The sequence below is a fragment of the Ohtaekwangia sp. genome (assembly GCF_036786105.1).
GTDB lineage: Bacteria > Bacteroidota > Bacteroidia > Cytophagales > Cyclobacteriaceae > Ohtaekwangia.
Map to the genome: position 1 here is coordinate 1 of NZ_DAIQRQ010000009.1, position 12,260 is coordinate 12,260.

Sequence of the window (12,260 nt, forward strand, 5' to 3'; positions counted from 1 at the left end):
TAACGGATAACGATAACCGATCACTATCGGCTTTTCATCACCGCAATGCTCCACTCAGCTCCGCTGTATACTTTATACTTTTCTGAAAAGCTTCCCTGATTTATAGCAAGGGAGAAGTTTAACAGACTGTTGAGGTAAGCCATGTTCTGTCCAACCGGTACGGCTGAAAAGGTATTGGCATACGGCACATCACCTTCAAATACAGCTTGCTTGTTTTTATAGATGGTAATATGTAGTTTATCATTCAATCTGGCACCGAGCTTTTGAAATGTAGCCTGATCTATATTTGTCCAGATGTTGCCGTATTGAATATCGAGTACGGGTATATTTCCTTTAATGACACCATTTTCAATGACAGGTTTCTGGTAATCGATCTGCACAACCTGTGGACTAAGCCTGGGGCCTACCTGTTCGAACGATATCACACCGGATGCCAGCCGTGCCCCGGTATAGGCATACACATCGCGGCCATGGAACGTATATGACTTCTCGGAATTTTTTAACCGGTTTACAGCTTCATCAATCTCGCGCACTTCATCTATACCCAACCGTTCGGCTACGAGCGTAAGCGTTCCGTTATCGGGTGAAACAAAATAATGGCCCGATTTTGTTTTAAGTACTACCGACTTTCGTGCTGAACCAACACCCGGATCAACAATGGATACGAACACGGTGCCTGCCGGCCAGTATGGTGCAGCCTGAAACAACCGATATGATGCCTCCCAGATATTATAGGCGGGAATCTCGTGCGTAACATCAAACATCTTCAAATCAGGCGACACACCGAAGGCCACTCCTTTCATCTCTGAAACAGCTCCATCTTTCAATCCAAAATCCGATTGAAATACCAACGCCCGCGGCTGCGCCATCATGGAACAATTGATACCAAGCAACACAACCAGAAAAAAAAATGTATACCTCATCATCATATATATGATTTTTTTAACGTGTTATATTCTTTAAAAATAACTCCCTGTTATCAATCAACAAACCTGTATCTTTGCACTTACTTAAATACGTCAACACTTAAACACATCAACACGTCCCAAACATGCATGCTGTTAACCAGATAACGCCCACCGTATTGTTCCTGATGTGTATTGGGGGTATCGCCTTTATTCTCATTATGAAGGCCATTTTCAGGAAACCCAAGTAGGGTTTGCCTTGAATTTGTATACCTGAGTTGCATTCCAAGCGTTCAACGCCTCTTTTAATCGTCAGGATGATTTTATAATTTAATCGGCTGATCGTTACTTGATCCTTTGATCATGAACCCTGCCATTGTGCGTCCGTGAGGATGCTGGCATGGCGAAACATGCTCTGAAAAACTAACCAACATCTACATGAAAAAAGTATTCGTCATTTGCGTGCTTACGCTTTTTGCGGCTGCCGCTTTTGCACAAACCACCAAGAAGACGCTGGAGCTCCCTGAATTTAAAGGCATCTATGTAAACTCCAATTACACGGTATACCTGAAGCAAACCAATAAGCAGGAAGTAACGGTAGAAGCATTGACTGAGATTTATAGTCTCACGGACATTAAGGTAGAGAATGGCGTACTCATGATTAACATGGAACGTAAGCCCGACAATCCGAACAAAAGCCTTTGGGCCAAGATCGATGACATCAAGCTGAATCCTACCATGAAGGTATATGTAAGTGTAAAAAACATTAACGACCTGCAGGTGAATGGTGGCGGCAAGGTTATCTCTGAAAACTCTATTGCTGCCGACTATATGTACCTCGCGGTAAATGGCAATGGCAGTATGGAGGTCGATGTAAAAGGCAACACCGTAAAAGCAGAAGTGAGCGGCTCAGGTACACTTACTCTGAAAGGGTATGCTACTTCCATCGATGCCCTGGTGAGTGGAAGTGGTGCTTTGAAGGGTTTCAACTGCCCGCTGGAAACTGCTAAAGCTAAAGTGAGTGGCAGCGGTACCTGCGAACTGAATGTAGCGAACAATATTGATGCAACGATCCTGGGCAGCGGATCAATCAAGCACAAAGGCAATACAAAAACAGCCGTAAAAAAAATATATGGATCCGGAACGGTAGACCGCGCATACTAATATTTTTCACGTACGACAGGGGACTGTACTGGCCTCCTGTCGTACTTTTATATACATTCGTAACACGATGTATATACGTTCGTAACACTATGGGTCTATTTGGAATTTTAATAGTTGCCTCCATCCTAACCTACATTTTCCGGGACAGATTATTCAGCCGCAACCTGGAAACGAAGGATGACAAATACAATGCTGCCCGCAAGGAGCGCATGGAGGAAATGGATCGCCTGCTAGACAAGATCAACTCCCGCGGCATCGATAGCCTTACTCCCGGCGAAAAAAGACGACTTGATGAGTTATCGGGAAAGAAATAACTCCCGTATGGGAAGCATTCCCCATCCCTACACTTCATTTTTCCATTACTGATTAAAACTGATCGAGGGTTCTGCATTCGCTGCCTTCGGTTATGGCATTGTGCTATAGCTGTAACCTTATCTTCAGTTTGTTTAATCCGATTACAGCCGTCATCACCAGCACCGCGTATATAGCGGACCAAAGTATACCGGCCGCTCCCTGATAAAATATAGCAGGCCAGCTAACGTGCACCAGCTTCATGGCTGCATAGATAATAAACGGAATAATATAGGTGAGCAACGGATTAGACGCTGCCGGCTGGAAGAACGAAGTCCAGCCACTTACCTTTTGCAGGTCAATGAGCCTATATAAAAATACAAAAATAAGGGTACAGATACCGGCACTATAGAGCGCCCAGGTAGGCGTTGCATAGATTTTGGAAATCGTATAAAAGGGTCGCAATATATACCCTGCGCCGAAGAGTACAGCTGCAAATACAAAGGCTACTATAAATCGTTTGGTAAGATCAAGCTTTCTCTTCTGGTCGAAGAACACGAGTGATACCGCCATGCCACACAATGCCAGGCAGGTATGTGTAGCATGTCCGCCCAAACCGGAGAGCCAGTTTGCTTCACCCTGCTCTGCAGAGGATTTACCCGCGCCATAAACCGCTACACACGCTGCGATGGCAATCACGATGCCAATCAGGTTTCCGCGGAAGAGCTGGTATAGTATGCAGCTTGCCAGGTAAGCCCAACCGATAAGTCCCAATATACCCCACCATTGCGGTGTGAGTGTCTGTGTTCCATCCTCTCCTCCCCTGTAGAGCCATGCCAGTATCAACAACAATACAATACCTGTGGCCCGCAGTATATAAACGATCGTTTTGGAAGAGAATGTATATACATTCCAGATCAAAATTACACCTGCATAGAACACCAACGACCACAACGCGATGGGCATTGACATAGCCTGCTTGTTATAACCACCTTCTGCATTTACTATAAACACACCAAGTACAAGCAGGCCGAGGGTACGGAATAAAATATGAAGCTGCACCTGCAACAGGTTGTCGCCTTTGGTAATACGGTTGTTGATGGCAAAAGGTATAGACATGCCAACAATAAACAGGAACGCGGGGAATACTACATCTACAAACGTCATGGCATCGGCATTTGCGGGCATGTGTTTCATCCACGCAGGTATGCCCTGTACACCCGCCAGCTCGTTCACAAAGATCATAACCAGTATGGTGATACCGCGAAGCGCATCAATGGAAAGTATGCGTTGGGTGGTAAGAGCATTATGCATGGCGATTACGGATTAACAATGGTTGATGTTTTGCCACTGCGGCCACGGGCATTGAATGCCTTGAGGTGAATGGTTCCTTTTTTCGCAATCGGTCCGCTATAGATTGTGCTCTTCAGTGAAGGTTCTTTGCCATCGGTAGTATAGCGAATGGTAAAGCCAGGGTACTGCATGTTGGCAACTACCTTGCCATCTTGAATCACGGCACCGGGCGATGGTATGCGATATTGAAAGCCACCTGCGTAATGATCAAGTCGCGGCAATTCACGCAAGCCTGCGGTGGCTATAAATTCAGACCATGCCTGCTGATATTGTGCTTCACTCTTCGCGGCATCTTTCTCAGTAGCCCACGCGGGATCTTTTGCCCAGGCACGTTCTGCCAGTCCAAGCATCTTCGGCAGGATCATATACTCCATACGCTCAGGGCCCAGCATATTCTCGGCCCAGAGTGCTCCTTGTATACCCACTATATTTGACTTGCCATAATCGGTTAGCCGCTCTTTGCCAATGAAGATAGAACGATCGAGCGCGTTACCAAATTTATCTTCCTTCGCATTTTTGAAGTAATCGTATGGAATGAAGTAATATGGTTTATCCACATCTATAAAAGCTCCCCAGTAATAACCGGGCTCATCGAATGCTTTGTAATAGGCCATATCAAAATATAAATTGGTTACGCACGAGAGCACCACTTTATAGCCAGCATTTGCCAGGCGATAGGCCAGGTCTTCAGCACCCGCACCCAACATATTGTTCCACACATCTACCTGGAAATTGCTATTTACAAAATCGGGATTGGGTATATAGCGTGCTTCGCCATCCAGTTTTGTTTTACGCATGGCAATCTCTTCCCATCCGTAAAGCGAGAGCCCTCTTTTCATAACGATGCTGTTTACCTTGCCGAAGAAGTAATACCAGAGATCTTCGGTTGATTTTAATGAAGGGTTCTCGCGCATCAGTTTCTTACAGGCCGGTGAACGCTCCCACACACCAGCCGGAACTTCATCGCCACCAACGTGAATGGTTAGCAACGGTGCGCCTGCACGCTGATACAGGTTCATTATTTCATCCACTACTTTTTCAAGGAAAGTATAGGTCGATGGCATGGCTACGTTGATCACGTTATCATTCCAACCCTGCACCGAACGATATACCGACTGATCTTCCGGATCGCGCAGTAAATATTTTTCAGCTTCATCTTTCTTACCCTCCTTCATCAATCTTGCATAGCGGGCATCCATCGATTTTACAGCAGCCCGCGCATGGCCCGGTGTTTCTATTTCGGGTATAACACGAATATGCCGGGCCGTGGCATAGCGAAGAATTTCGATATAGTCCTCCTGTGAATAATAGCCACTGCCATGCGGATTGTTTACGTCAGGTCCCGAACCAAACGATGGGCACAAGGCTGTAGTACCATCAGGTGAATGACCGCGCTTCGAACCAATGGAGGTAAGCTCGGGCAAGGATGGAATTTCCAGGCGCCACCCTTCATCATCATTCAAATGAAGGTGCAGCACATTCAATTTATAGAGCACCATCAGGTCAAGCAGTTTTAATATCTGCTGCTTTTGCTGAAAGTTGCGGGCTACATCTAAAAAGAAAGCGCGATGCTTAAACCGGGGAGCATCTTCCACATCTACCAGCGGAACAGCTATAGCAATTTTTGTTCCTGCCCAGGCCAATGGGTCAAGGAGTGATTTCAGGGATTGAATACCATATACTATACCGGCTCCGGAAGATGCTGCGATGACTATACCATCTGGTTTTACTGACAGTGTATACCCTTCTTCAGAAATTGTTTCGTCTTTTTTTAATTGTATACCTTTTGCGTTTCCGGCCGTGGTAATGGATGCTTTTTTATGAAATACAGGTTGCAGATCACCGGCCAGAAGTTCCGCTTCTTTCCGGAAGGCAGCATCCGTTACAATGGCTACATCACCGGTAAGGCTGAAAGAACCTGATTGCTCTTTATAGCGGGCCGGAGTTGGAAATATTTTAATAAGTTTTTCGGCGGCAACAGGCCTGGCAGTCAGGTTTTGCTCAAAGATCATTTGCGGAGTGATCAGCCCGATCTTGTCACCCGCAAATCGCAAATATTGTTTTGGCTCTGTAGAGGGCTTGATGGTGTAGTGGGTGAGTTCAATACCTTTCGCAGGATTGCTGTCCCACACCATGTAAAGTCCTGCAGGTGCATCGGTAAAATTTACCACCCAGTCGCTGGACGCAAACTCTACGCGAAGAGAAGCACCAGCCTTTATCCCAGAAAACCCCGACTTGGGTACGAGGCGGAAGAAATCTCCGTTTACATGTTCGATGGATACATTCCCGGTTACCGAAGCAGGGTCAACGGTGCGAATAAAATTAAAATATAGTGTCCAGCCGGTAGCGGGCCAGTCTTGTTTGTTCGTATTTGTAATGGTAAAGGCCGAGAGGAATTGTGACTTGTGCTGGTAATTATTTTCGATCACTTCCCACTGTACCTGTAATTTTTCAGGATCCGTGGTTGATGATTGTGATTGCGCGGAGAGTGCCACAAACACCCATGCTGCAAGCAGAAATGTTCTCATGAAAGGTCAATCTTGGATTATGTATATTGGTATGCAACCGTGAATATAGATGAATTGAAAACGCTGATCTCCATCCTGAAAAAATAATTTAGAAGCACACCACACACGCGGCATACGGTATACATCACACACGGCACACTGCGATATATAGGTATAGATGCCGTTAAAAACTATAAAAATTCCATAGAAGTGATGATATAGATTTGTGTTTTTGCGAAAAGTTTGTTCCTTTGCGTGTCATAACATACACACAAACCTGAACCGCTAAGAAAGTCGCTACAAAAATTAAAGCTTAATACTCACCCGCTATAAAAGCTGCGTTTTGACCTTTTAAAACGACAGAAATTAAAGAATTGTAAAAAATCAAAAATTATTTCTATTTTGCACTTGTTAATTGTCATTCTTTACTGAGGCCGCCCTCAGAAGAAATTCGCGAGTAGTTCCAGTCGAAGTCTGTCAGTTTTCAAAAATTAATTTCTCATTTATCTTTTAAACAATGAACATTTACGTTGCCAACATCCCTTTTAAGGCATCCGAACAGGAATTGAGGGGATTATTTGAAGAGTATGGCGAAGTTTCTTCAGCCAAGATCATCATGGACAAAGTTACGCAGCGCAGCCGTGGTTTCGGTTTTATCGAAATGGCAGACGAGGCTGCTGGCCGTCAAGCTATCACTAGCCTCAACGGATTCAACTTCCTGGGCAAAACCCTCGTAGTAAACGAAGCAAGACCGAAAACTGATGCACCTCGCAGTGGCGGTGGTGGATACAGAAGCGGTGGTGGCGGTGGTTATAACCGCAGAAGTAATAACAACGATTATTAATTCAACGGAGAGAATAACCAAAGACTCTTAAGAAGCTGCCCGGAGAACCCGGGCAGTTTTTTTATATTCGTTGTATAAAAAACAGAACGCTCTATGAAACTCAGCCATACCCAGAAGATCATTGTTTGCGTGCTAACCTTCCTCCCCTTCCTTGTTGTGCCCTATATAGGCTTTGAAATATTTCATTTTGTAATGGAAACAATCAAAGCAAGCGAAACACATGAGCCACCCGATAGTGTCGTTATTACAGGTATACTTTCTTTTATTATACCCATCTTGTTGCTTTCCATGCTATCGCTTGGGCTGCATATTTTTTATATCATTCACGCTGCCATGAACAAAGCTATAGATCAGACAGAGCGCATCGTCTGGATCTTGCTTTTCGTTTTCTTCGGCGCCATTACCTTTATCATATACTGGTTTCTGCGAATACGGAACGAGAAACCGGAAGCTCCTGATTTATAATATTCTTCTTGGTTTTGCCGGGGTATTTTCGTAAACTTTGTATATATCAAAAAGAAGAAAAGTTTATGAATGTTATCACCGAAGTAGAAAAATGGGGTAACAGTCACCGCCCTGATTTTCTCGATATTTTCCGCATTGCGCTGGGAATATTTATTACGTATAAAGGTCTGTACTTTATTACGCACATGCACGAATTGGAGATGACAGCTTCAGGAGTAAATACATACTTCGCAGGAGCTACACTGGCGCACTATGTTGTGTTTGCGCATATCTGTGGGGGCCCGCTTATCGCATTTGGATTGTTCACACGTATAGTATGTTTCCTTCAGGTACCGATACTGATTGGCGCTGTATTCATGGTAAACTATCCGAAAGGTTTTCTTTCTATAGGTCACCACATGGAATTATGGCTGTCTATTGTCGTATTGGTTGGTTTAATTATGTTTATGGTGTTTGGTGCAGGGCGCTACTCCATTGATGCCAAGCGCAGAAAAGAAATGCAGGCAACACATCTGTAATGCATTCTCCTAACCTAAACCGAGGGCATCCGGATAAACACGGATGCCTTTCTTTTTTATACCGCTCCCTCATCACCTTCCATCTCATCCTCCTGGCTCCTTGTTTCGGAAATTTTGTACTTTGGAGCCTTTGATCACATCATGAAATACATTCTCGGCATCGACATCGGAACGGGCAGTACAAAGGCTGTCGCTGTCGACTACTCCGGCAAAGCTATACATACAGAGCAAGTTGCTTACCCAACGTTATCGCCCAGGCCTGGCTATAGCGAGCAGGCACCGGAGTTGATCTGGCAGGCATTTTTGAAATGTATATCTCGCAGCGTTGCCTTCATGCGTCAGCCGCCACAAGGAATAGCGCTCAGCAGCGCCATGCACAGCTTTATACCGGTGAATGAGAAAGGCGAGCCCATTACGAACATGATTACGTGGGCAGACAATCGCAGTGCCGGTATTGCCGAACGCATTAAAAATTCGCCACAAGCTGCCTTTTTGTATGAGCGAACCGGTACACCTATCCACGCCATGTCTCCGCTCTGCAAGATTATCTGGCTGCACGAGCAGGATGAATCCGTTTTTAAATCGGCTTATAAGTATATATCGATCAAAGAATATATCTGGTTCAGACTGTTCGGTGTATATGAGATCGACCATTCGATCGCATCTGCCACCGGATTGTTTGATATTGAAACGCTAACGTGGAATGCGCAGGCGCTTGAACTGTGTGGCATATCGGAAGATAAACTCTCACTGCCGGTAGGCACAAGCTTTTCACGTCCGTTAATGGCTGAAAACATAGCCAATCAAATCGGCTTGCCGGTAAATATAGCTTTCTTCGCCGGTGCGAGCGATGGCTGCTGCGCCAACGTAGGAAGCTTCGCGGTAAACGATGGTATAGCCGCCCTTACAATTGGTACCAGTGGCGCGATACGCGTAGCCAGTACAAAGCCTACTTTCAATTTCAACGCAATGACCTTCAACTACCGGCTGGACGAAAATACGTTTATCTCCGGAGGGCCAATCAACAACGGAGGCGTAGCTTTGAAATGGTATATGCTGAACTTCCTGAAGAAGGAACTGATCTCTTCAGTTGACTATGAAGAAGTAATACAAGAGATTGATAGTATAAAAGCAGGAGCCGGCGGGTTGATCTTTCTGCCCTATATTTTAGGCGAGCGTGCTCCGCTTTGGAACAGCGAAACGTGTGGTGTATTTTTCGGCATTACATCGCGGCACACACAATCGCACTTTACACGCGCAGTGCTGGAAGGTATATCCATGGCCTTGTATAACATCAGTCAGTGCCTGGAAGAATCGGGGCTAACCATTCAACAGGTGAATGTAAGCGGAGGCTTTGTTCACTCAGAACGGTGGATGCAACTGCTTGCCGATATCTTCGGGAAACCGATCGGGCTGGTAAGCAGCGATGATGCCTCGGCTATGGGTGCGGCGTATATAGCATTGAAGAAACTGGAAGGTCTTACCGATTACAGCTCGCTGAAACCTGCCACCATACGCATCTTTACACCACGTCCGGAGAATCATGCTATCTATCGCGATAGTATATTTCCGGTATACCGAAACCTTACCAGCACATTGCTGCTCAACATGAGCATTCTTTCAGAAATGCAGGCAACCACTTTATCATAACAGAATTATGGATATGCAGATCGGTTTGATCGGCCACACCAGGCTAGGCGCTCTACTTGCACTTTCTCTTAGGTCTAAAAACCACGAAGTAATTATCTATGACCTGGACGCAGATCCAGAGGATGGGAATACATCGGATCTCCAGGAGTACGGCATCTGTGCCGTTAATTCATTGAAGGAGCTTGCGGAAAGCACGACCAGCAAGCGGGTAATCCTACTGTTGCTTGACGAGTCCCGGCTCGATGAAATCCTGGATGAGCTCCTGGGGTATCTCTCGGTTGGCGATATACTGGTGGATGTAAGTGACTCTTTTCGCCAGGATACGATACGCAGGGCACAACAGGCACAGGCACTTCAAATCAATTACCTGGACTGCGCTGTTAACCGCATCTCTGACTCTGAGGTAACGGGCCGGCGTATCACAATCGGAGGCAATCGTTTTGCATTCAATCATTGTGAACCTATCTGGAGCTGTATAGCCAGCAAAGGCTATATATATGCCGGCCGCAGTGGCTCCGGTCATGCCGTTCTGAACATTGAACAATAATCCCTTGAACTTTGAACCTTGAATTTTGAATTCCGAACCTAAACGACTAAGCTCTTTTCAATTCAATGATCGTCAATTCCGGAGGCATTCCTATTCTTCCGGGATATCCCAGGTATCCAAAACCGCGGTTTACATACAAGTATTGAGAACCTTCCTGGTATAATCCGGCCCATTGCCTGTATGCATATTGAGACGGGCTCCATTTTACATTGCCAATCTCCACACCAAATTGAAATCCGTGGGTATGACCTGCGAACGCTATATCTATATCGGGGTATTGTGTACGCACCTGTGCATCCCAATGGCTCGGGTCGTGCGAGAGCAGTAATTTTACCGGCGCATCTTCCGAGCCCGCGTAAGCCTGTTCAAGCTTGCCATATTTGGAAAATCGTCCTCCTCCCCAGTTCTCAATGCCGATCACAGCCAGCTTCTCTCCTTCTACCGAAATGAAGCGATGCTGGTTCATAAGCAGATCAAATCCGAGAAGCTTGTGCGCTTCCATCAGGTCTTTAAAATTTTGTTGCTTGGCTGCAAGCGATGCCCAATGATGATAGTCACCATAGTCGTGATTACCGGTTACGGAATATATACCAAGCGGTGCCTTGAGTTTGTTAAATATATCGATATACTCTTTTACTTCTGATGATTCGTTATTAACCAGATCGCCGGTAAAGAAGATCATATCCGGTTTCTCTTTCAGCATCATTTCAACGCCACCTTTTACGGCCACCTTGTTGAAGAAGCTTCCGGAGTGAATATCGGATAGCTGACCGATCTTTATACCATCAAATTTCTTCGGCAGTTTTGGAAAATATACTGTCTTTCTGCGCACGCGATAATCATGTGCTCCGGATACTATACCGTATACCATGGTTCCAAACGGTATAGCCGCTGCTGCCAGTGCTGTTTTTGCAAGGAAGTCAGAGCGAGTAATGGCATCGCCTGGCAAATCATTGGAAGGGCCTTTGTAAAAGTATTTAGCCATCCACTTTATGCCGCGGTATATATCATCAACGAACAAAACAACAACGGCAAATAATTTCGAAAAATAAGTAGCCACCAATCCGGTAATAATCCAGTTACGCGTGCTTGTACTGGCTGCATACGGGTCGCCCAATGTCCACCACACCAATGCGGCTATACTCCATGCAGTAGGTACCCAGAAGCCGATGCGGAGGAAATTCTTCCACAACGGCCCCCAGCCTTCACTTACTGTTTTTATAGCCTGGTATACGTAGTAATCAATTACCAGGAACAGCACTGTGAAGATTATCAATGTCATCATCCGATTTCTCATAACTAAAAAAGTCGTCCATTAATACAGACGACTTTTTCAGATTTTTAGTTTCTCATGCAGAAAGTTAATCGTTAACCATAAAAACCAAACTAAACCTTTAATTACCTGTGGTTAACGATTAACTCACTGCTTGTATTTTTATGCCGTAGCAACAGTTTCTTCCGCTCCAACGTGATGCACTTCTTCTTTGCTCTTGCGGAAAACTCTTGCTCTGAGTTTCGCTGCGAGCAAATACATTACCGGCACCAGGAACAGCGTAAGGAATGTACCGAAGATCAATCCAAAGATCATTGTCCATGAAAGAGGTCCCCAGAAGGCAACGTTATCGCCACCAAAGAAGATGTGCGGATTAAACTCTGTAAACAACGTTACGAAATCGATGTTCAATCCTACCGCCAGCGGTATCAACCCCAGTGTTGCAGCCATGGCAGTCAATAACACAGGCGTCATACGTGTGCGCGCAGCTTCGATCACAGCATCTTTCAATCCTATACCTTGCGAGATCAGCAAATCTGTAAATTCCACGAGAAGAATACCGTTACGAACCACCACACCCGCCAGCGCCATTATACCTACACCCGACATCACAATGGAAATCTCCATCCGGAATGTTGAGAAGCCCAGCAATACACCAATCACACTGAATATAATTTCAGAAAGAATGATCAGCGGCTTGCTTACTGAGTTGAACTGAATTACAAGAATCATAAAGATCAATC

12 protein-coding genes are annotated in these 12,260 nt (G+C 45.3%); 7 read left to right on the plus strand and 5 right to left on the minus strand.

Annotated features, from left to right (window positions below):
* Positions 1-23: 23 nt before the first annotated feature.
* Positions 24-929 (minus strand): SAM hydrolase/SAM-dependent halogenase family protein, encoded by a 906-nt coding sequence (locus V7Q33_RS06390; RefSeq protein WP_333819295.1) that lies wholly within the window; start codon positions 927-929, stop codon positions 24-26.
* A gap of 414 nt (positions 930-1,343) precedes the next feature.
* On the opposite strand from V7Q33_RS06390, the gene V7Q33_RS06395 reads away from it, so the two are divergent.
* Positions 1,344-2,069, plus strand: a complete 726-nt coding sequence (locus tag V7Q33_RS06395; protein WP_331980060.1) for a head GIN domain-containing protein — start codon at positions 1,344-1,346, stop codon at positions 2,067-2,069.
* Between the two features lie 89 nt (positions 2,070-2,158).
* Positions 2,159-2,383 carry a DUF6576 domain-containing protein gene (locus tag V7Q33_RS06400; protein ID WP_331980058.1) on the plus strand — a complete coding sequence of 75 codons (225 nt, stop codon included), beginning with the start codon at positions 2,159-2,161 and terminating at the stop codon, positions 2,381-2,383.
* Between the two features lie 103 nt (positions 2,384-2,486).
* On the opposite strand, the gene V7Q33_RS06405 is transcribed toward V7Q33_RS06400, so the two are convergent.
* Complete coding sequence (locus V7Q33_RS06405; RefSeq protein ID WP_333819297.1) at positions 2,487-3,674, minus strand: DUF5009 domain-containing protein; 1,188 nt, start codon at positions 3,672-3,674, stop codon at positions 2,487-2,489.
* Positions 3,675-3,679: 5 nt separating this feature from the next.
* Positions 3,680-6,241 (minus strand): family 20 glycosylhydrolase, encoded by a 2,562-nt coding sequence (locus V7Q33_RS06410; protein ID WP_333819298.1) that lies wholly within the window; start codon positions 6,239-6,241, stop codon positions 3,680-3,682.
* Positions 6,242-6,737: 496 nt separating this feature from the next.
* Here V7Q33_RS06410 and V7Q33_RS06415 point away from each other — a divergent pair, with 496 nt between their 5' ends.
* The 5 genes from V7Q33_RS06415 (at position 6,738) to V7Q33_RS06435 (ending at position 10,244) form a co-directional block, all read left to right on the plus strand.
* Positions 6,738-7,064 carry an RNA recognition motif domain-containing protein gene (locus tag V7Q33_RS06415; RefSeq protein ID WP_331980051.1) on the plus strand — a complete coding sequence of 109 codons (327 nt, stop codon included), beginning with the start codon at positions 6,738-6,740 and terminating at the stop codon, positions 7,062-7,064.
* A gap of 93 nt (positions 7,065-7,157) precedes the next feature.
* The gene (locus V7Q33_RS06420; RefSeq protein WP_333819299.1) at positions 7,158-7,529 is read left to right on the plus strand and encodes a hypothetical protein; all 372 of its coding nucleotides are present in this window, start codon (positions 7,158-7,160) and stop codon (positions 7,527-7,529) included.
* A gap of 65 nt (positions 7,530-7,594) precedes the next feature.
* Complete coding sequence (locus V7Q33_RS06425; RefSeq protein WP_333819300.1) at positions 7,595-8,047, plus strand: DoxX family protein; 453 nt, start codon at positions 7,595-7,597, stop codon at positions 8,045-8,047.
* A gap of 141 nt (positions 8,048-8,188) precedes the next feature.
* Entirely contained in the window at positions 8,189-9,697 is a 1,509-nt protein-coding gene (locus V7Q33_RS06430; protein WP_333819301.1) for a gluconokinase, read from the plus strand.
* Between the two features lie 7 nt (positions 9,698-9,704).
* Positions 9,705-10,244: an NAD(P)-binding domain-containing protein gene (locus tag V7Q33_RS06435; RefSeq protein ID WP_333819302.1), complete on the plus strand. Its 540-nt coding sequence runs from the start codon at positions 9,705-9,707 to the stop codon at positions 10,242-10,244.
* Positions 10,245-10,290: 46 nt separating this feature from the next.
* Here the strand turns inward: V7Q33_RS06435 and V7Q33_RS06440 are convergent, their stop codons facing one another.
* Positions 10,291-11,529, minus strand: a complete 1,239-nt coding sequence (locus V7Q33_RS06440) for a metallophosphoesterase (protein ID WP_333819303.1) — start codon at positions 11,527-11,529, stop codon at positions 10,291-10,293.
* 150 nt (positions 11,530-11,679) lie between these two features.
* A partial coding sequence (locus tag V7Q33_RS06445) for an efflux RND transporter permease subunit (protein WP_333819304.1) occupies positions 11,680-12,260 on the minus strand: 581 nt, incomplete at its 5' end.